The following is a 22158-nucleotide window of genomic DNA, read 5'->3' on the forward strand; positions in this document are numbered from 1 at the left end:
AAAGAAAATATCAAGCTCAGGCAAATACTGCCCGAGTCATTATCCTGAATCCATAAACCGTGCATAACCGTGTTAAAATTGATGTATAAGATGATCCTGATGGAAAAAAAACTCAGATCATTTTTACAGAAGAAGGAAAGCGAGAAGTTGAGTACACTTAACGCCTGGAAACAAGTGCAAGACAAGAAAACCAGCTAATGTTTGTCAAGGGGTACCACTAATATTTTAACGAAACTATACGCCAAGGACATGGCGTATTTTTCTATAAATTGAACGGTATGATCGTCTATAGGTTGAGTACTAAATTCCATATTGTTCAGGAAGTGCGGAGCGCCCGCGCACATTATAGAGCAAATGGTGCATGGGTTGTCACCAATAGCAACTTTACATCACAGGCCTATGAGTTGGCTAAATCCAATAGTGTCAGGCTAATCAGCCGGAATGAATTTGGTAGAGATGCTAGTACAAACGAAAGAAAAATGTTGTCCTCTAAGAAGACAAGTGCTTAATTCAATAACGATGCTGCCTATTGTAGAATTATTACCTTATAAAGAAAATGATTTTGAATATTATTGAAGTGATCCCACGCGAAATTGAGGAATGATTCAACTGTTGAATGAAAGGGGGAATGATCCTTAGCGAATTGGCTCGAGTGCTATTATTTATAACAGAATCTGAATTATTGCCTTAGTAACATACTGAAGAAATTTTACTAATAAGAGTCTAATAGAAAATGTAGGTTGTAACGAGAAAGATCAGCACTGATCTTTTTGTTTCGTTTGCTGTAGGGAGAAACTCTTTGTTGTAAAAGATCCTTATAGGTGATCCTCACAAATAACCGTGGGTAGTAGTACATAAGGTTTGTTGATTGTTTTCTTAGTTGAATTAGAATCGATTTGCTGCAATTCATGTTCCCATTGACTTATATACTCTAGAATAGAAATAAATCTTTTACTTTGAAGGGAGACCGAAACATATGAGGGGTTTGTACTATCATCCTAATCGGATCAAATATAATGGTTCACCAGTGTTAATAGACTCAGGAAAACACGATGCCATATCATTGTTTGTAAAGTTAATAGAACAAATGGCACCAGATGTACTGGAACAATTAGAACATGGCGTTTATGAAAGCTATACACAAGCTTTTCAATGGTATGCAAGTCAAAAGGAACTGACTCCCAATGAAGAGCCGTCAAATTGGAAACTAATAAAAGCAGCCCGCACAGATTACTTTCCTGAATATATGAAATTAAAAGAGAGTCTATACGGCTGGGCTACTAAGTACCACTTAACAGGAGATGGAGACTTGTACCTAAATTTGGCTCTATGGGGGATTGCTAACTATTATGATGACCGGAAAGAGGAATCAAGAAAAGAAAGACAGCTGAATATAAAAAAGCACGCTGAAGATCTTGAAGTCGGTCCGGAGGCTCTTCGCGCAATGTCAATTTACAAATGCTCTTGGCCGTATGAGGAACAGTTATCATTATCAGAGTATCTCTACTTTGAGGACGAACACGACGATATTGAATTAAGTAGAAGTGTCGGTAAACAAGAAAAAATATATCATTCATTTTTTTCGAGATATTTCCCTTTCGTGTTTTCCCCAGAAGATATATTCTGTTTGTCTGGAAACGATAAACCGAATATCCATGCTTTTGAAATGCTTAGAATGTTTGACGAAAGTAAGAGCAATATTATTGAAGCTAAAATCATGGATTCGTCTAAAACTAACTCACTTACACAACCATGGGAGGGCGGGAAGGGTTGGGATCCGCGGAAAGAAACCTGGAAAGAGTTCGAGAGACTCATAGACACATATTATGAACAATATAAAAATCTATATCGTGAACGAACAGAGCAATTCCTTCAAGAACGAGGATATGTAAAAGATAAAGAGAAGAGAAATTTAGAACATTTTAAATGGCTCGTAGATTATCAAATTAAAGGATGGACTCTAAAAGAAATTGCTGATCACTATAGTAAGGTTAGATCTGAGATAATCAACGAGGATACTATTTTCCATGGAATTAAAAATACAGCCAACTTGGTTCTTGTTCATCTAAGATCCTCAAAAAACAAACAAGACACTTGGATTTAACAATTTCAATGATGGCTGGCATTACCACCTAGTAATACAAAGAGGAATAATATATGAAAAAGAAATTATTCTTTGTATCAGCCTTATCTATTAGTTGTTGGGAGCTGTTGTGCTGTTGTCGTGCCGAGTGCGATCTTTGCAAGTGTAACTGATTCTGCCAATATATCCGCTACTGCGACCCAAGATGTTGGTACAACAAATAACTTCTCAAAAATCCAGAAACGTTTTTAATGACACATCCAACAAACAAGATCCAGTAACAAACTGAAGATCGTAAGAGGCGGAAAGGAGGAAGCAAAAGCGAATTATCAAAAATTCAAGAAACAAGGCCTAATCGATGGTCTTAGCTGGTTGACTGGAGATAAAGCAGAATAGTCAAAATGGAACCATATGTATTAAGGTTAATTTATCACACTTCCAAAAACTTCAAAGTAGTAGAACTTGCCCTGGGATTTTCTGGGGCTCTTTTTGGTTGTCCTTCCTTACAAAAGCTGCCTCCTTTAAATTTGGACCTTTGCATTTTTTCATGTTTAGGATACCCGGTATCATTTTTTACAATAAGATCAGAGAATGGATCTGGTCGATACTATGAGCTGAAGAAGAACCTATGAAGTATGTGTTTATGGAAAACATCCATTTTTGTTACATAACAAAATCAATTTAGAACATAATATGCTTGCACAAAAATAATCCTTAGAGGTGATTTAATGAACAATTCAGAAAAACAATTTCAGATAAAATCCTATTCTAGCACAGAATCTCAGAGGGTATTAGAATATTGGACGCTAGAAAGAATAACATGAATGAATATAGGCAAATGAAATTTTCTGAACAGGGAACAAACCATGTTATAAAATAAGAGTTAAGTTCAGAAACGTTTATCGGCGAGAATCAATCCAGTTTTTTCACTTCATTACGCTCTAAAATGAAAGCGTTGACATGTATTTCAACCCACTATATACTTAGCTTAATTAAATGAATAGCACTAGGATTGTTACTGTTACGCAGGCAAAACCTAAGGAACAAAATGTTAAGATCCAAGGATCTTATGTATTTTGTTATACTTAGGTTTTTTTGTTTATAGAGAGAGGGAGGTTAAATACAAGTGGTTTCGGCACTCTGCTGAAGCCATTTTCTTCTATTTATGAGGTCACATCTGAGAGGAGCGATAAACTTGGAATACAAATATGAGCTGGTCCAGGCAGACAATCATTTTCCGTTAAAAATTATAGTTCATTCCTCCAATGAACCAGCATACATACCTGGGCATTGGCACGATAGCATCGAAATATCCTATGTACTTTCAGGAAGAATTGACCATATCTATATTGATGGTGCGAGCTATAGCTCCAAAGAAGGAGATATTGTGCTCATTAATTCGAATGCTATTCATTCCTTTTCTGTGGCTAAGGGAAAAGGAAGAGAGGCCATAACCGTTCTGATTCCTTCTGAATTTATTAGAGCAAATGTCAACGGCAGTAACCCCATTTCATTTGACTGTATATCCATTTTCGAAACTAACGAGCAGAGATTACAGCATTTTGCGGAGCTGCGTGATTTGCTAAACACCTTATTTGTGGCTTATCTCAATCAGCATAATGACTCTTTAGCACATATCCATTTAACATCGCTATCTTATAAACTGGTGTATCTGTTATTAATGCATTTTAAAATGGACAATGAATCTATCCCCGGCTTTAACTCTGATAAATATTTGGAGCGGCTGACGCTGATAACCAATTATATCAAAGAGAATTACGATCAAAGCTTATCCCTGGATTCCATAGCCCAGGTTTTTGGACTATCTCCCGAATATTTGTCCCGTTTTTTTGTGAAGCATGTAGGGATGACTCTATTTCAATATATCAATGCCATCCGTCTGGAGAGATCTTATCGTGTTCTTATGAATACGGATCATTCCATCATACAAATTGCGTTGGAGCACGGTTTTCCGAACGAGAAGTCTTTTGCCAGGGTATTTAAGAAGGTTTTCCAGGCAACACCGCATCAATATCGAAAAGAGAACAAGAGGTATTCTGGAGCAAGGAGTCAGTAATTGACCTGAATTAGGCTAATAAAAGACAGGATGCAAATTAAAAAGATTATTAAAATAAACAATGTAAGCGTTCTATTAATGGATCTGGGAGGTAAGACATCATGTTTAAACGGTTTCAAAAGGCTGCTAAGACAACTATGTTACTCACTTTAGCTATCGGTACGACTCTTGTTTTCAGCTCCGGTGCATGGGCCAAGGATGTAAAGATACAGCCCACCTCATACCGGACGGTTGCGGAAGTTAAGGATTGGGGAGCAGCCATTACGAAGATCATTGTTAACCTGGGTAAGCCAGTCCCTAAAGATGCGATAACTAAGGATACATTTAAGGTGCATGTGGGAAGGAGCGACAATCGGTTGTTAAATCCCTTTATTGAAAATGGCAACCGGAAAGTCACCAAGGCCTATGTATCGGACAAAAGTGGCAATCCTGTAAATAAAACCGGAAGCTATGTTGTATTGGAAATGGAAATCGGTCCGACATTAACACTAAGCTCCGCTATTCATTATGATGCGGCAGGCTCCGGGTTTAATGCATGGAATGATAACAAATACACGATCACGCAGCAAAAAACTATTAAAACCAAATCCGGAACGATTTCCGATTTGAAGATTGATACTTCCGCAGGACAGATACGGAAGTTGGTTGATCAATTTGCGACCGGTAAATCTACTTTTGATGGAGTTACTTTAACCTACGCAGACTATGCACCGGCAAAAGACAAAGTGAAAAACCCTTTGGTGATCTGGCTGCATGGTATGGGTGAGGGAGGTACCGATCCAACGATTCCGATTGCCGGAAATAAAGCAGCAAATTTTGCCTCTAAGGATATCCAATCCTATTTTGGCGGGGCTTATGTGTTGGCACCTCAGACCCCAACCTACTGGATGGATGGCTTTACAAGCTTTGGGGACGGAACCTCCAAGTATGAGCAAGCATTGATGTCCTTAATTAAGGATTACGTGGCCCAAAACAAAGACATTGATACAGATCGAATCTACATTGGTGGAGACTCCAACGGTGGTTACATGACTATGCTGATGATCCGTGACTATAAAGATTATTTTGCAGCAGCTGTGGTTGCATGTGAAGCCTTGAAGGATAGTCTTATAACCGATGAACAGATTAACGAAATGAAGGACCTGCCGATCTGGTTTGTGGCTGCCAAAACCGACACCGTGGTTCCGCCCAACGATTATACGGTTCCGACTTACAACCGTTTAGTGAATGCTGGAGCAAAGGATGTTCATATGTCGTTATTTGATAACGTAGTGGATACCTCTGGTTTGTACAAGAAGAGCGACCAAACACCGTATGAATACAACGGCCATTGGTCTTGGATTTACGTATATAACAACGAAGTATCGAAGGTGATTAACGGAAAGAAAACAACGATGATGCAATGGCTTGCCTCCAAAACATTGGACTGAAAGATAGCATGAACCAAAGCGTTGAGCTTGGACGTAGCAGTAATAGTAAACACAACTTCGCTTAACGCACATACATTTCCCAGACGAAAACTCAAGGAATCAGTATGACAGACTGTACTTGAGCAGCTCGGCAAAAGAATGATACACATAGCTAAATGCTAACATTCAAATAGAAAAGGGCTTCCCATAAGTTTGATAAACTTATGAGAAGCCTTTCCTACTCTTTGAAAACGCTTTTTAATCGAACCTTTAAATACAAAGCACACCAGAAGCAGTAATGGATTACCTCCACAATTATATGAGCCGTCTCTGGCCATTCCAATGAGGATAACGTCTTGGAACACAACATGCCCACTATAAGAATGGCTTCAAAAACTAAAATATCTACTAACAGCATAATGGCTAAACAGGATTTGGCACGTTGAAAGAGTTGAAGGACTTTGAAATTCCAACCTGTTGCGATCAACTCCAGCGTTATGATCCCCAGGGACATGCCGGTATACCCGAAATCGGGAATGGCAACCAAGGAGTAAAGAATGATGAAATTGGCAAGTACACCTGTGCAAAGGCCGATAAAGGGAGTTTTCTTCCGATTTTGTGCCCATAAGACGCTAGTTGTGATTTCCCGCCATCCAACGAGTAATGGTAGCATAGCCAACGATTTAATAGGAATTTCGGCATTTTGTATATCAAAAACAAGTAGGGAGATATCTGGGGCATATTTAAAAATGAAAAAACCTGAGGCTAATCCCCAGACCCACGCTACCTCAATAGCGGCATAGCCTTTTTTATAGAATGAGTTGTACTTCTTATTTTGCCAGTCTGCTGTTATTTTCATAGTGAGCGTATGGGTTAACGCGCCTGTAATCACAGTAGGCATATAAGCGACAACAAGGGCGATGCCAGTAACAATACCGAACATCTCCGCTGCCTCTTTAGAAGAAACCCCGGCAACTTGTAACCGTTGGGGAATAATGATCGCATCCATAAAATCAGACGTAGGTATGAGCAAACGTGTAAGCGCAATAGCAAAGGAAGCTTGTACTACTAAAGGTAAATCTGTTCGAATTGATGGAGGGGATAAAGCTACAGAAGGGCGGTTATACATAAAAAAAGCAATAAGCACAGCAAAGGATAACAACGCGCCTGTAAAAGTTCCAAGTACCGCTCCACCAACAGCAAACTCGATGCCGGATTGGATAAATAATGGCACTAGCAACATCAAAGTACCGATCCGGGCAGTTTGCTCTATGATTTCCGAAATGGCGATCGCAGTGTACTTTTCAAGACCTTGCAAATATCCACGCAGCAGACTTAACAAGGGAACGGTCAGTATAGCTGGGGCTAGGCATCGAATCACAAAATTGATCTGCGGATAGCCGAGTAATTTAGCAAGGGGCGTTGAAAACCAATAGGTCAATAAACTGCATGCCAATCCCGTTAGAATTATGGGTATTGAAAAAATTTTGAACAACCGCCAGCCTTTTGCCGTATGTTTAGCTGTAAACATAGCCAACGCTGTTGGCAATCCCCCGGAAATAATCATCAATACTAAGCTGTAGAAGGAATAGACTAACTGGTAAAGGCCCATTCCTTCAGCTCCAACTAGCCGTATCATAAATACTTTTCCGATTAGACCTATGGCTTTCACGACGATCATCGCATTAGCTCTCACCATAGTTTGTTTTAATAAAAGAGGTAATTTCAAATCGTTTTTCACCCCATTAGAAGCTGTCCATTCTATTTCTATGACAGTACTCTTTGGGATATGAGCAAGTGTTGCGATTCAAGATGCTTAATCTTGTATATGAATCAATAAATACTGGGTGTTTCTATCCCATCCCAAGTCGAAGGGAACCCTGAAACGGTCTGCCGTATGGGAGTTAACTAAAGGATAGCCACCCTCATCGAATCCGACAACAACGGAGAAGTGGTCTACATCTCCTTTTAATACGTAAGCAATCAAATCACCTGGCAGCAACTGTGGTCTGTATTGATGCTGCTGACCATTGACCGCGCGGACAACATCTGAGAAGCTCCCTTGTCCTATAATCCTCCCATAGCCGGAGCGTATCAGAAAATTTTTAAAAGCGTCCGTTTGAACCCAGGCTTGGCTTCCGCCGTTACCATACAAGTAATGCCACCCAGATTTCATAGGCAGTCCTCCACCTTCCTCCTTGTCTCCGATAACTTGGGAGGAGAAGTTGGTACAGTCGCCCCCTTTGGAGTTATAATCCAGGTATTTTGGGTTATATCGCTGACGATTTCCTGCTCCCCATGTTATTCCAGCATACTTGTTAGCATAGTCAATGGCTCGGGCTCTATTGTAATTATGGATAACCTTCTCTGATGGCACCGAGTCTTTATGAGGAATAAAACTTGAATCAAGCGGTTCAATTTTTTTTGGATTTTCTTCCAGTGGATCTGAATACCATTCACGTTCCACGTACCAACGGCTATCTTTTTTTCTAAGTGTAATGCCATGACGTGTTCCAATTCCAAAATCATGCTGACCGGGGTAGCTGTCGATATACTCATAACTCAATTTTAAGGACTGAACAAGTGACACCTTTGCCGTATCGCCTAACACTTCTATACGGGATATCCGAATGGAGCTTTCTGCATTCACGAATTTCATTTTTCGATGCTTGGCCCATTCCTGAATATATTCCGCTCTGTTCATTTCATGAAGGTATGCGTAGTTGCTTCGATTGTGCTTTACTAAATAATAGTCCTCGATATGCTTTTTATCCTGATCCATCAACAACCGGGTGCGATCATTAAACAGCTTTTGAAGAAAAGGAATAACGTCATCTTGTTTTGCTGGCTCTGCTTGTACACGAAATGAAGAGAAGCTGTAAGCGGGGATCATTATTAAGATCATGCACAGCAATTGCAATTTAGCGATCTTAAGCACATTATTCATTCTCCTTGAAAATGTTTTAATTGGTTTTGGAATTGCCCTTATCCTGAGTAAGTTTCTCACAGGCTGAATTCATGTGTGCTAATTTGGTGTAAACTACTAGCCTTCCCTCGTGTTCTTTTCTGCTTCGGCTATAGCGACCTGCACATGTAATCAAGTTCAAACGATGCTCTTCTGTAGGACCAAAAATTTTCTGAATCGGTGCTTCGGAAGTTAAGTAAAATTTTACAGACTCGACAGCAAACTGAATCTTACAGCCGCCACCGCCAGTCACATACACGAAATCCCCCTTTTTTAGTTTTTTAAGAGGATAAAAAACAGCTGGGCCCGTGTATGTATCTACATGTCCATCCATAATTGCCTTACCTGCTGCCCCTGGCAATATACCGGTAGATAAATAACCTACTCGATTTGTGTTGCTTGGAACGCCCATCTGACCATTTTCTAAGAATGTAACCGGTTCTATAATTGAATGAATACGAACCTCAGGAATATCGAGCATATATGGAACGATTCCTTGAAAAGGTTTATTTTTAACCTGTAAGGGCTTCGCTATTTTAACTTGTTGAATTTCAGATTTGGCCGGGGCGTAGGTAGAGTTATGATGATGTTCAACAGAGGATGAACAGCTCGTACTTCCCAGCAAAATTAAGAATACTCCTATACGAATGATCCATGTATTGTTCATATGAAGAAAGAGAGAGGGTTTAATAAAGCTAACCCTCTCCTTTTAACCCTCCCTAATTCATTTGCTCGCTCGCGCCACCGAATCCAAGTTTTTGGTAATTTTGTTGCCTTTGCTTTCAAACTTTTCGCATGAATACTTTTTTCTCCTATGATTTTGGCAGGAGCAGCTTTACGCGCATGTAGCTTGTGTATTTTCTCATGCTTGCTCTTGGCATGCATCTTGTGTTCATGTTTTGCATGAACCTTATGTTGATGCATTTTTTGCTCGTGTTTTTCTGTTGCGGGTGCAGCCGCAGAAACCATCGATCCTGCTGACAGAAATACAGCAAGGGACGCTACAGTCAATATTGCTTTTTTCATTGTAATTGCCTCCTTTAAATAGTTGTAATTGTAATTCGTAAGTATAGTTGCCGTAAAAAGAATGTATTGTGTAACCAATAATTTCATATAAAAGGACTATATTACAAATACCTATCTCTTCAACTATTGAACTTAATTAGTCCTTTGGGTGTCACAGATAGTAATTAGACTCCGTCGGCGAGTAACTGGCGGAGTCTTTTTGTTTCTATCTACTATTTATTCACTTCAATCAGTCCTTCGGGCGTCTTACGATTGGCAAGCAGCTCAGACACAGTGACGAAGGTAAACCCCCTTTTTTTTAGTTCGGGCAAAATGATTTTCAGGGCTTCGACGGTTTGTGTACTTTTATATACATAATCGTGCATAAGGACGATGTCGCCGTTACGGACATTGCGAAGGACCTTATTAGCGATACGATGTACACCGGGTTTTCGCCAATCTAAGGTATCCTGATGCCAGGACCATAAAATAATTTTGAGACCTTTCTCCTTGGAGAGCTTGACCAGCGAATCGGTATAGGAGCCGCCGGGTGGCCTAAAAAGATGGGTCCCCGCACCAGTTGCCTGTACGATGCTCGCCTGAGCTTGATCCAACTCGGACAGAGCTTTGTTGCGAGAAATATATTGAAAGGATGAGTGAAGGAAGGTATGGTTGCCAACTTCATGCCCTTCTTCTCGTTCCCGCTTGACAAGGTGAGGCAGCTTTTCTACACGACTGCCGACGACAAAAAAGGTCGCTTTAGCATCGTATTCTTTAAGCAAATCCAAAATGGCAGGCGTATTGCTTCCATCCGGTCCGTCGTCGAATGTGAGGGCAATCAACTTGCGATGGGTAGGAACTTCCCATACAATGTCGCCGCGTTCTTCATAATAGGCTCTTCCCTTTGTAGGAGTAGGGGAGGTGTAAGATGCGGCTTGTGCAGTATTTGTATAGGTTGTGGGGCACAAGCTGGCACAAAACAAGGAAACAGCGATACTTGCAGATAGTAATCGGTTATATTTCATCAGGCTTCTTCTCCGTTCTTACGTATTCTCACATTAGCTTGCCAAGAAAGAGCGCATACCATTCCCCGTTTCTAAGATTCATCATTTCAAATCACTCAAGATTAGATCTATTTGTCGGATTCTAGAGGGAACATCACGCTGATTAATCAGGGTGTGAACGAGGTGTTCACCCACCTGCCGAGTGGAGATTGTATAGAGATAACTAAAACCTCCAACTTCGTAATGGGCCAATGGCAGGCTCCTTACGGAATTGGAGGTTTTTTTGTCTTTTTAACTAGACAGATTGTATTTGGATCGAACGCTAGCTCAACAGGGTTATAACCGTCCTTGTGCTCATACCTATAGAGAGTTGCTTTTACAAAAAGGAAAAACATTAACATTTTACTCCAGCCCACTTGACGTTCCCTTTACATCGAAACGATACACTTACTGAGGTTGGTTTGAAAAGAAAGGGGCGCTCCGTTTTGGGTGAGCTTAACAAATCTATGGGACTGGGGACGAGGAGTCAGCAACAGACTTCGTCTAAAGCCCGCATACGCACGGGTTCGCTAAAAATTCAAAGACTGCGCGAAAACGCGCTGGCGTATACCTTTTTGGCTCCATCGCTTATTTTGTTCGTTATATTTATGTTTTATCCGATGATCAAGTCCGTTTATCTTAGCTTGCATTCTACAGATCCCGCAGGAAACGTTGCAGCATATGTAGGATTAGATAATTTCACTACACTTTTCAGCTCGGGACTGTTTCTGCAAGGGATTAAGGTGACACTCCTGTTTGCACTGTTAACCGTACCAGTAGGTATTTTATTGGCGCTGGTACTGGCTGCACTTACACACAGTAAATTGCGGGGAATGCGTATCTTCCAGTTTGCCTTTTCGCTGCCGATGGTGTTGTCGGTCGGTTCATCTGCGGTCATTTGGAAATTTCTTTTTCATCCGACACTGGGGATGCTCAACTATGTGCTTTCCCTCCTACATATCAATCCGGTTCCGTGGCTGACCAGCCCGGATTGGGCGCTGTTCTCAGTAGCCATAATGACCATCTGGATGAATCTTGGCTTCAATTACATTATCTTATCGAGTGGACTTCAAGGGATTCCAGATGACATGTATGAGAGTGCCAAAATGGACGGGGCTGGACCGCTCGTCACGTTCTGGCGTATCTCCATGCCACTGTTATCACCGACGATCTTTTTTGTGACCGTAGTTTCCATCATTGGAGCCTTCCAGTCTTTTGCTCAAATTAACATTTTGACCAAAGGCGGTCCGGTGAACAGTACAAATGTATTCGTATATTCCATCTATCAGGAAGCTTTCGTTAATTTCCGGTTCGGAACGGGGAGCGCGCAGGCCATTGTCTTGTTTGCTGTCATTCTGCTGCTCACGATGATTCAGTTCAAATGGGTGGAAAGAAAGGTGCATTACCAATGAAACGACACCTGAATTCTACATTGCTGTATGTGCTGCTTACGATTGCAGCTGCTCTCATTTTGTATCCGGTTATATATACGTTTTTTATGGCAGTCATGTCTCCCGAGGAAGCGAGCGCTTACCCACCAAGCTTTTTCCCGCATTCTTTTCATATGGCCAATTTTACTGAAGTGTTTGAAATCGTTCCGATTGCAGCCTTTATTGGAAATACATTTCTCATTTCGGGTCTTACAATGATTGGGCAACTGATTACAGCGAGCTTGGCGGCCTATGCCTTTGCCAAAATGGAATTCAAGGGAAAAAACTTCATTTTCAGCATGTTTGTTGCGACAATGATGATCCCTTGGGAAGTGACCATTATTCCAAACTACCTGACGGTACGGAGCTGGAATTGGCTTGATACATATCAAGGGTTGACGGTTCCTTTTCTGGCGACGGCATTCGGGACATTCCTGTTAAGGCAATTTTTTCTCCAGCTTCCCAAGGAACTGTTCGAGGCGGCTCGTATGGATGGGTGCGGACATATCCGTTACTTTCTGTTCCATGTGCTTCCGTTATCGCGCCCTGCGCTCGGAACACTGGCTGTGTATTCGTTCCTGAATATGTACAATTCGTACCTCTGGCCTTTACTAATCACCAATAGCGAGAATATGCGCACGGTACAGATCGGCATATCCATGCTCGAATTTCAGGAATCGACTTCATGGAATCTGGTATTTGCGGGTACGGCTCTTGTCATTTTACCGTCTCTGCTCCTGCTGATCTTTGGACTAAAACAGTTGGTTCGTGGAATGGCGGCGGGTGCACTTAAAGGCTGACCACATATGTCAAAAGAAAGCAACACCTGCGCAAGCAGCCCATATACAGAGCTTCAACACACAAGAATATCGCAAGAGAATGCCAATTCAAGAATCATTTAATCAAAGGGAGAGAAGAGAGATTATGAGATTTTTTCGTCTGAAAAGTGCATTGACCCTGCTTATTCTGACTGCCATGGTGGTTGCAGCAGGTTGTAGCAATAATACTGCTGCAGAGAAGCCGAGTAATGGTAGTGATGGAGCAGCAGCGACTTCCCCAGTGAAGCTGACTTGGTGGCATTCGATGTCCGGTAACGGTGAAAAAGCAATCAAGCAGATCGCTGCTGATTTTAACGCCAGTCATAAGGACATTCAGGTAGAGCCGGTATATCAAGGCAAATATGATGACAGCTTGAACAAGCTGAAAGCGTCGCTTGGTTCCGACAGCGGACCGGACATCATTCAGGTATATGAAATCGGTAGTAAATTCATGATCGACTCCAAAATGATCACACCCGTACAACAATTTATTGATGCAGACAAGTTCGATCTGTCACAGCTAGAGCCGAATATTACACGATACTATACGATTGATGGTAAACTGAACGCCATGCCGTTCAATACGTCAAACCCGATTTTATATTACAACAAGGATGCATTCAAAGCCGCAGGACTTGATCCAGCTAATCCTCCGAAAACGTATGATGAGTTCGAAAAGGCTGCTAAAGCCTTGAGCAAGGATGGTAAATCCGGTGCTTCCATTGCCATCTACGGCTGGTTTATGGAACAACTGTTTGCCAATCAGAACGCAGATTATGTGAATAATGGCAATGGTCGTGATCAAGCGGCAACGGAATCCATGCTGAATTCGGATGCAGGTGTAAAAACCCTAACGTGGTGGAAGAAAATGATCGATGAAAAGGTTGTATCCAATCTGGGACGTAACTCGGACGATACGGCAAAGGCTTTTTCCGCAGGGCAAATTGCAATGACGCTGGATTCCACCGCTTCGCTGCGTAATATTGTGGAGCAGGTTGGCGATAAATTTGAAGTAGGCACAGGATTCCTGCCAAGAGCCAATGAAGCTAAAGAAGGCGGCGTGGTTGTAGGCGGCGCAAGCTTGTACATCATGAACAACAAGCCCGAAGCCCAGCAGAAGGCAGCATGGGAGTTCATTAAATTCGTCGCTTCCCCAGCTGTACAGGCACAATGGAGTGTGAATACCGGGTACTTCCCGATCACGAAAGCAGCCTATGACGAGAAGGTACTCAAAGACAATATGGTAAAATATCCGCAATTCCAGACAGCGGTTGACCAATTGCACGCATCGGCACAATCCACCGCTACACAGGGCGCAGTGATGGGCGTATTCCCAGAAGCGCGTCAAATCGTCGAAGGTGCAATCGAGGCTGTTCTGAGTGGCCAGCAACAGCCCAAACAGGCATTGGATCAAGCTACCCAAGAAATCACAGGCAAAATTGCGCAATATAATCAAACCGTGAAAAAATAGTCGGCCTTCCCTTAAAATCAGATGATAATCCGTAGAATGCGCCTCCTTCTTATCATCCGATTTTATGACATAGCGGATCGAATGAGTGACCCCCTCACTTATTCGATCCGTTTTTGCATTTTCACTTTTAGAATAAGCGTTTAGACGAATTGTCTAAAATGGAATATTTTCATTTTTCCTATTGCTGGATAACTAAAAATGGGCTTATAATAAATACATAATTTTTGTACTGGACGGTCAGTTCAAAAAAGGAGGAAGCATGAAACAGCAGACAAAGGAAATTATTTTTAACGGCGCACTCAAAGCTTTTTCTGAACGAGGATTTAATGAAACAAATATGGAGGAAATTGCCAAAGTTTGTGGCATAGCCAAAGGAACCCTGTATTACAATTTTAAAAACAAGCAAGAATTGTACATTTACATTTTGAAGATGGGGATGGAGCGTTTTGTCCGGGATATCCATGAAGCAATGGCTCATACGCCTAAAGATCAGGTGGAGCTTAGGATTCGCAAGCTGATCCAAGTACATATTGAGTTTATTGTGAGAGAACCGGACTTTTGCCGTCTATTGGTCAGTAAGGGCTGGGTTTCGCAAGAGCAGCATTTTAATATTAGGCAGGTGCTGGCTGACTATTTTGATTTTATGGAGGCAGAGATCGATTCCGGCAAGTTTCATGGGAAAATTTCAAGTAAGCTGGATGCCAAAACAACAGCCAATTGCTTATTTGGGATTTACATTTTTGCACCAATGAGGTCAATGGTTTGGGGCGAAACGATGAATCTGCAAGAGGCTCGTGAAAGCATTGAAGTTTTTGTGTGTAATGCATTGGGCATGCAACATTAATATACAGATGGAGTGATGAAAACATGAAAGCTAAAAAATATACGATTTATGTCGTACTTATTATTTTAATCGCGGTTGGGATATATGCCTTAACTGCTCTTCCACGGGGTGGAAGCAGCTTGTCTGCGGATCAGTCTTCTTCCATTCCTACGGCTTATGTGGAGTCGGATACCCTCAATGCCAGCTTTAAAATGGCAGGACGGATTGACCAGATGCTCGTCAAAGAAGGCGATCAGGTTAAAAAAGGGCAGGTGTTAGCCCATCTGGAAAGTCGCGAGTTGCAAGATAAGGTGAAGCAGGCACAGGCGGCATTGCTGGCAGCCAAGAGTAATGTATCCAAAGCAAAAGCTGGAGTGTTGCAGGCTCAAGCAGGCGTAGGCCAGGCACAGGCTACTGTGAGTGCTGCTCAGGCCAAGAAAAGCCAAGGCACGACATCGGTCAGTGTGACCGCAGAGGCTTCCTCCAGCCAGATTGAACAGGCCAAAGCGGCTGCGAACGCCGCCTTGGCAAAACTGGATGCCCTCAAGAGCGGGGCAAGACCACAGGAGCTTGAGCAATTGCAAGTATCTGTGAAGGTAGCCAAGGAAACGCTGGACCTGACCGTTAAAAATCTGGAGCGTGCCAAAAAGCTTCAAGAAGCCGGTGCAGCAACCCAGGCATCTTTGGATCAAGCGACATTGGAACATCAACAGGCAGTGGCCAAGTATAATGCAGAGTCACAAAAATTGGATATGGCACGGGAGGGAAGCCGCAAGGAGGAAATTACGGCGGCTGAAGCTCAATACCGTCAAGCCTTGGCTGCGGTGAAGGAAGCACAGGCAGGAGCGGGCAAAGTTGCTCTGCAACAGGAAGATGTCAAAGCCGCTCAGGCTTCGGTAGAACAAGCGCAATCTGCGGTGAAGGCGGCGCAATCCACAGTTGAGCAGGCTCAATCTGCGGTTGCAGGTGCCAATGCACAGGTAGCCCAAGCGGAAGCCGCACTTCAAGAGGCTCAGACCTATTTGAGCTACACTACGCTGCGTGCGTCCGAGGATGGAATCGTAAAATCCAAGTCGCTTAGCTTAGGTGAAATGGCTAGTGCAGGGTTCCCGGTTTATACCATTGAAACTTCGACACAACGTTGGGCTAAATTCTATGTACCTGAAACGTCTCTGAACGGTCTTCAAGCAGGGGATACAGTCCAAATTAAATTGCTGTCTGGCGGTAAGGAGCTGAAGGGTAAAGTCATTCTGTTAGAATCGGCTGCTGACTTTGCCATTCAAAAACCGAGCCAAAGCTCCGGTGACAAGGATGTCCGTTCCTTCGGTGTTAAAGTAGCATTGCCAGACCTTGCTGCATCGGTTCCAACAGGCTCCACGGTTCTGTTTACAGGCAAAGGGGCGCAGTAATATGCAGGATTCACAGGAAAGACTTCGTATCCGCGATGTGTTTCGTGAGGAATGGCTGAGCATCTTCCGGGACCGCCGCTTTATGGCTATTCTGCTGATTACGCCGATTGTGTATACGATACTATTCGGCTTCCTATATTCACATCAGCGGATTACCGAGATGCCTGTCACCGTGTACGACGGAGATAATTCGCAACTCAGTCGCCAGATCATTCAGGCGTTTGATTCGACCGATTCATTTGCCGTTACACGGCAAGCAAACAATCAGGATGATGTAGTCCGTCAAGTAGAGACTGGAGAAGCTAAGGTCGGAATCGTCATTCCCGACAACTTTACTACTCGGCTTAAGCATGGGGAGAATCCACCCGTGCTCACGCTGATTGACGGCAGTAATATGATGTATTCCAATAGTGCCAGTCGGATTGCGAATCAGGTTATTAGTAGCGTGAGTGCCGGAGTATCAGTCAATTCCATGAAACAAAAGGGAATGAACGCCGATCAGGCCGCATCGACGCTGACTACCATCCCGTTCCGATCCAGAGTGCTATTTAACCCGGTATATGATTATAAGCTTTTCATGCCCCTAGGGGTTATCTCTGCGGCTCTCCAGCAGTGTTTGCTGCTTGGTATCGCGTTGTCCTGCACGCGTGATAAGGAAGCAGGGACTTGGGGGAGATTTGGCGCATGGAGAAATACCCCTTGGCGTTTGGCTATTGCCAAACTGGCACCGTATTATGCAGCGGGAGCTTTCAATGTGCTGACTGTATTCAGTATCAGCGCTTTATGCTTCGATATTCCGTTTAGGGGACAGGTATTGCCGTTGATTTTAGTGTCGCTGGTTTTTAACTTTGCCTTGTGCGGATTAGGCTTCCTGTTCAGTCTCTTTTCCAAAACCAGAGTAGATGCGACCCAAACTCTGATGCTGATTGCTGTTCCTTCCTTTATGCTGTCAGGCTATACGTGGCCATTAGAGGCAATGCCCGGCTTCTTGCGGGGGCTTGCTGAGATATTGCCACTGACGTATTACCTGGATGCTGTACGGAACATCACGCTCAAAGGACTGGATATCACATACATCTTCAAAGATATGATTGCTCTAGGCGTCATTGGTTGTGTAAGTCTGCTGGTGTCTTTCGCGATCTATCCGTTATTCTTTAGACAGCACCAGACGACAGAGCAGCATGCCGATGTGTCCGCTCAAGAAGGATTCACGCTAAAAGGCTGAGAGCAACTCTAAATATTGGATATCACAAAAAGGCAGATCAGGAGTAAACCCTGATCTGCCTTTTGCTTGTTCGTATGGTTTAAAAGCAGAAAAAATATTATTGCGGCGGCTGAAGATCCTCGATAGAATCAATCGGCACATAGGATGGAACGACAAGTCCGGACATAACGCCAGTCATGCTGGTTCCGATGTCATCCACCTTATCCTTGTATTGAGCCCAATAATCAGCATGCGTCAATGGAAGCCAAGCGGCTGCGGTAGCATCTACACTTCCGCTGGCCACGCCAGTCCACATCGGGCCGATTTCCACTTGCAGAGCTGTTACTTTATAGCCCAATTTTTGTTCCAATACATATTTCAATACGTTCGTACTGGCAATTTCAGAATCCCAAGCAGCGTAGCTTAGCTTCAAAGGATCGCCGTTGACGGGCTGCAGACCCTTGATCCATTCCTGAACCTTGTCAGGATGTTTATCAGCCCAATTCTTGGCAGCCTGCTGTGGGGCAGTACCGTCCTGAATCGCGATCATCACTTCACCCATATCTTCAGCAGTCCACTTAAATCGGCTTAGAAATTCATAAGCCACAGGAGCATCCTGCTTCAAGCCTTTGCGGGCGATTGTATGAATTTCTTCCTTATCACCGTACGCCTTTTTAGGATCTTTCAAGTATTTCAAATCATATTTATTAAACATCCAGTGAGGAGTCCAACCTGTTACGACGATAGGCTGCTTGGCTTTGATAGCTTTATCCAGTGTAGCAGTCATAGCAGCTCCAGAGCTTTCAAGCAGCTTCCAGTCGGATAAGCCATAGTCATTCATAGCTTTAGCGGTCAGCTTCATTAGTCCGGCGCCAGGGTCGGTACCGACAATGCGGTAGCCGACCTCTTTGCCAAAGTCCCCAGTTGTGGCGGAAGCCGGAGCCGCTTCGGCTCCGTTATCCTGCAAATCAGTAATCGATTTAACATCCATGTAAGCTGGAACGACCAATCCGGTTTTAACACCGCTCATATTAGCCCCAAGATCGTCGAGCTTATCCTTGTATTTAGCCCAGTAATCCGCATGTGTTAACGGCAGCCATGCAGCCGGTGAAGCATCTACATCACCACTAGCGACACCCGTCCACATAGGACCTGCTTCAACTTGAAGTGCGGTTACTTTGTAACCCAGTTTGTTCTCCAAAATATAACTTAGCAAATTGGTGCTGGCAATTTCAGAATCCCAAGCCACATAACTTAGCTTGAAGGTGTCACCATTGACAGGTTGCAGTCCTTGAGTCCATTCCTGAACCTTGTCGGCATGTTTCTCCGCCCAATCCTTGGCAGCTTGCTCAGGACTGGTTCCGGCTTGAATGGCGACCATCATTTCACCCATATCTTCTGGTGTCCATTTGAAACGTTTTAGAAACTCATAAGCGATAGGAGCATCCTGCTGCAAGCCTTTACGGGCAATCGTATGAATCCCCTCGGCTTCACCATAAGACTTCTTAGGGTCTTCCAAATATTTGAGATCATACTTGTTGAACATCCAGTGTGGAGTCCAACCTGTAATAATGATCGGTTTTTTCGCTTTAATGGCTTTGTCCAGTGTGGCCGTCATAGCTGCACCGGAACCTTCAACCAGCTTCCAATCAGACAAATTGTAGTCTTGAATTGCTTTGGCAGTCGATTTCATAATGCCTGCCCCGGCATCAATACCGATAATTTTGTAACCGACTTCTTCGCCAACCGGGTTGGCAGCAGCGTTACCTTTGCCAGATGCGGAATGATCTGTACCCACAAAATATTGGGATGCACCAGCGATCAAAATGACAGCTGTAACTGCAGAAGTAATCCATACTTTTTGCTTGCTGGATACGCGGCTTTTGCCTTTTTGCGTAGGTTTAAACAGGTTTTGCGTAAAACGGTCAAGCACAATAGCCAGAACGACAACAGCTAAGCCGGCTTCAAAACCTTTACCGATTTGCAGCTGTGTCACAGCACGGTACACAACAGCACCGATGCCTTCCGCACCGATCATGGAAGCAATGACAACCATAGACAGTGACAGCATAATCGTCTGGTTAATACCAGCCATTAAGGTAGGCAATGCAAGTGGAAGCTGAACTTTGAACAGCTTTTGCGCAGATGTTGAACCAAAAGCGTCTGATGCTTCGATCAGCTCACCCGATACTTGCATAATCCCCAAGTTGGTCATGCGAATGGTTGGGGGGATAGCAAAGATAACAGATGCGATAACACCCGGCACAACACCCAGGCTGAAAAAGGTAACCGCTGGGAGCAAGTACACGAACGCAGGCATCGTCTGCATAAAGTCAAGTAAAGGCGTGATAATGCGTGATGCCGATTTACTGTATGCACACCAGATCCCGATGGGAATCCCGATAACAATGGATACGAGCGCAGACGTGATGACCAGTCCGAGCGTATTCATTGTTTCACTCCAATAACCAAGATTATCAATCAGCAGGAAGCCGATGACAGTAAATAGCGTAAGCTGAACCCGCCCGATCATAAAGGCGATGATCCCGATGATCACGATGAACACCAGAGGGTGCGGAAGCATGAACAGGCCTGAGAAAAAGCCTACTACAGCTTCTATAATGGAAGAAATAACATTAAACAATCCAGCCAGATGAATACCCATCCAGTCGACAATGGCTTGAATCCACTCAGCGATTGGCAGTTTCGGTATCATGGGCATTCACCTCCTTCGTAGTAGTAACATCTCCACCAAGTGCGCCGAGCAATGCTCCGCGGACGATAACGCCTAGCAGTTTCTGCTTATCATCGACCACAGCCAGCGGCACTTTGGATGAGCTTGTAATTTCAAATAAATCATTAATGACAGTCTCGGCAGCAACCTGCGGTCCGTCCGTGATCAAAATATCTTCAATCTTCAAATTATTGCGCAGTGCATGAACAGCATCCTCGGCGTTAATAACACCCAGTAGCTTTTTGGTGCGGTCAATGACGAACAAATTGGAAATCCCACGCTCTCGCATCAATTCCAGAGCCACACGCGGACCACGATCCATGGTGATGGTTTCTGGACGAAGCATGACATGAGCAGCCGTCAATACCTTGGACAGATCCACATCCTCGACGAAGCGGGCTACGTAAGAGTTAGCCGGTTGGATCATAATTTCTTCCGGTGTACCGATTTGTACGACCGCACCGTCTCGCATCAATGCAATCCGGTCACCAATCCGCAACGCTTCATCCAGATCATGGGTGATAAACACAATGGTTTTCTTCATTTTATCCTGAAGCTCCAACAGCTCATCCTGCATGTCACGGCGAATGAGCGGGTCCAATGCACTGAACGCTTCATCCATCAGGAGCACTTCAGGATCATTAGCCAGCGCCCGTGCCAGACCGACACGCTGCTGCATGCCGCCACTCAATTCATCGGGCATTTTATCGCCCCAGTTTTTAAGACCAACCAGTTCCAGCGCTTGTTGCGCTTTTTCCTGACGCTGTGCTTTTTCTACCTTTTGAATTTCAAGACCATATTCTACATTTTCTAATACAGTCCGATGTGGGAACAGAGCGAATTTTTGAAAAACCATGCTGATGGTTTTACGACGAACTTCGCGAAGTTGTTCTTTGTTCATCTTACGGAGATCTTTGCCGTGGACCAGAATTTCACCGGAGGTAGGCTCAATCAAGCGATTTAGCATTCGCACCAAAGTGGACTTGCCACTGCCCGATAGCCCCATAATTACGAAAATTTCACCTTGCTTAATTTCCATGTTGGCCTTATTGACACCAACAGTAATCTGTTTTTCTTTGGCCAACTTTTCCTTGCCCCAGCCTTGCTCCAGGAGCGGAACACCTTGCTCTGCGTGAGGACCAAAGAGTTTGCTGACATTTTTGACTTCCAAAATCGTCATACATACACCTCTTCTTTCTATACTTTGCTTGGTATTAACCCCATGTTGCATTAAGGATTGAGTATAAAAATCATAATTCTGAACATCCTGAACGGTTAATGACAAAATTAATTGTAACAGAAGCATTGCTTACATTTCAAACAAAAAAACTGTTCATAAAGTACGTACAGAAAAAACTGTACAAAGTTTCCTTCGATATGCTCCTTCGTTCTATAGAATGCTCAAACATTCGGAACTTTACAACCGATAGTGCTTTTTTTAAAATAGACAATGAAATATAACCATAAGAAAAAGATTTATGTATATCCATAATTTAAAAAGTTTACTATCATTAGCAATTTTGCGAATTATGATTTTGAACGACCCATGCTGTTGTAATATAGACAGAAGCTTTGCTTTTGAAACATTTCATTTATTGTTGAAAGATTTCATATATTGCGTCAAAGCTAATCTTTTACGGGTAAATCGTTCATACTAGGTTGTGCAAAATGCTCTAAAATTAGGAGG

17 protein-coding genes are annotated in these 22158 nt (G+C 43.3%); 10 read left to right on the plus strand and 7 right to left on the minus strand.

Translation table 11 applies throughout. The features are described 5' to 3' along the window. Nucleotides 1-278 precede the first annotated feature (278 nt). The 4 genes from MLD56_RS06540 to MLD56_RS06555 all read left to right on the plus strand — a co-directional run bounded on the left by MLD56_RS06540 (nt 279) and on the right by MLD56_RS06555 (nt 5590). Nucleotides 279-509 (plus strand): restriction endonuclease, encoded by a 231-nt coding sequence (locus MLD56_RS06540; protein WP_080658594.1) that lies wholly within the window; start codon nt 279-281, stop codon nt 507-509. A 467-nt stretch (nt 510-976) separates the two neighbouring features. After that, nucleotides 977-2104, plus strand: a complete 1128-nt coding sequence (locus tag MLD56_RS06545; protein ID WP_029516308.1) for a hypothetical protein — start codon at nt 977-979, stop codon at nt 2102-2104. A 1174-nt stretch (nt 2105-3278) separates the two neighbouring features. Next, on the plus strand, nt 3279-4160 hold the full coding sequence (locus tag MLD56_RS06550) for an AraC family transcriptional regulator (protein ID WP_029516309.1): 882 nt from the start codon (nt 3279-3281) through the stop codon (nt 4158-4160). Between the two features lie 101 nt (nt 4161-4261). Continuing rightward, complete coding sequence (locus MLD56_RS06555; protein ID WP_029516310.1) at nt 4262-5590, plus strand: prolyl oligopeptidase family serine peptidase; 1329 nt, start codon at nt 4262-4264, stop codon at nt 5588-5590. 217 nt (nt 5591-5807) lie between these two features. On the opposite strand, the gene MLD56_RS06560 is transcribed toward MLD56_RS06555, so the two are convergent. From MLD56_RS06560 to MLD56_RS06580, 5 genes are all read right to left on the minus strand, one after another. After that, nucleotides 5808-7298, minus strand: a complete 1491-nt coding sequence (locus MLD56_RS06560; protein ID WP_029516311.1) for an oligosaccharide flippase family protein — start codon at nt 7296-7298, stop codon at nt 5808-5810. Nucleotides 7299-7385: 87 nt separating this feature from the next. Beyond that, a complete protein-coding gene (locus MLD56_RS06565; protein ID WP_029516312.1) occupies nt 7386-8507 on the minus strand; it encodes an amidase domain-containing protein in 1122 nt (373 codons plus the stop codon). A 25-nt stretch (nt 8508-8532) separates the two neighbouring features. After that, nucleotides 8533-9159 (minus strand): class F sortase, encoded by a 627-nt coding sequence (locus MLD56_RS06570; protein ID WP_241113492.1) that lies wholly within the window; start codon nt 9157-9159, stop codon nt 8533-8535. Nucleotides 9160-9197: 38 nt separating this feature from the next. Beyond that, a complete protein-coding gene (locus MLD56_RS06575) occupies nt 9198-9560 on the minus strand; it encodes a hypothetical protein (RefSeq protein WP_230584953.1) in 363 nt (120 codons plus the stop codon). Between the two features lie 212 nt (nt 9561-9772). Further along, entirely contained in the window at nt 9773-10564 is a 792-nt protein-coding gene (locus MLD56_RS06580; protein ID WP_029516313.1) for a polysaccharide deacetylase family protein, read from the minus strand. A 464-nt stretch (nt 10565-11028) separates the two neighbouring features. Here MLD56_RS06580 and MLD56_RS06585 point away from each other — a divergent pair, with 464 nt between their 5' ends. From MLD56_RS06585 to MLD56_RS06610, 6 genes are all read left to right on the plus strand, one after another. Further along, nucleotides 11029-11994, plus strand: a complete 966-nt coding sequence (locus tag MLD56_RS06585; protein WP_029516314.1) for a carbohydrate ABC transporter permease — start codon at nt 11029-11031, stop codon at nt 11992-11994. Beyond that, nucleotides 11991-12812: a carbohydrate ABC transporter permease gene (locus MLD56_RS06590; RefSeq protein WP_029516315.1), complete on the plus strand. Its 822-nt coding sequence runs from the start codon at nt 11991-11993 to the stop codon at nt 12810-12812. Before MLD56_RS06585 ends, MLD56_RS06590 begins: the two co-directional genes overlap by 4 nt. Nucleotides 12813-12936: 124 nt before the next feature. After that, entirely contained in the window at nt 12937-14301 is a 1365-nt protein-coding gene (locus MLD56_RS06595) for an ABC transporter substrate-binding protein (RefSeq protein WP_029516316.1), read from the plus strand. A gap of 259 nt (nt 14302-14560) precedes the next feature. Next, complete coding sequence (locus MLD56_RS06600) at nt 14561-15145, plus strand: TetR/AcrR family transcriptional regulator (RefSeq protein ID WP_029516317.1); 585 nt, start codon at nt 14561-14563, stop codon at nt 15143-15145. A 23-nt stretch (nt 15146-15168) separates the two neighbouring features. After that, entirely contained in the window at nt 15169-16533 is a 1365-nt protein-coding gene (locus MLD56_RS06605) for an HlyD family secretion protein (protein WP_241113493.1), read from the plus strand. Nucleotide 16534: 1 nt separating this feature from the next. Further along, nucleotides 16535-17758 carry an ABC transporter permease gene (locus tag MLD56_RS06610; RefSeq protein ID WP_029516319.1) on the plus strand — a complete coding sequence of 408 codons (1224 nt, stop codon included), beginning with the start codon at nt 16535-16537 and terminating at the stop codon, nt 17756-17758. Nucleotides 17759-17855: 97 nt separating this feature from the next. On the opposite strand, the gene MLD56_RS06615 is transcribed toward MLD56_RS06610, so the two are convergent. Beyond that, nucleotides 17856-20453 carry a glycine betaine ABC transporter substrate-binding protein gene (locus MLD56_RS06615; RefSeq protein ID WP_241113494.1) on the minus strand — a complete coding sequence of 866 codons (2598 nt, stop codon included), beginning with the start codon at nt 20451-20453 and terminating at the stop codon, nt 17856-17858. Continuing rightward, nucleotides 20428-21651, minus strand: coding sequence for a quaternary amine ABC transporter ATP-binding protein (locus tag MLD56_RS06620; protein WP_029516322.1), 1224 nt, complete (start codon nt 21649-21651; stop codon nt 20428-20430). Before MLD56_RS06620 ends, MLD56_RS06615 begins: the two co-directional genes overlap by 26 nt. Nucleotides 21652-22158 lie beyond the last annotated feature (507 nt).

Source organism: Paenibacillus peoriae, from assembly GCF_022531965.1.
Lineage (GTDB): Bacteria > Bacillota > Bacilli > Paenibacillales > Paenibacillaceae > Paenibacillus > Paenibacillus polymyxa_D.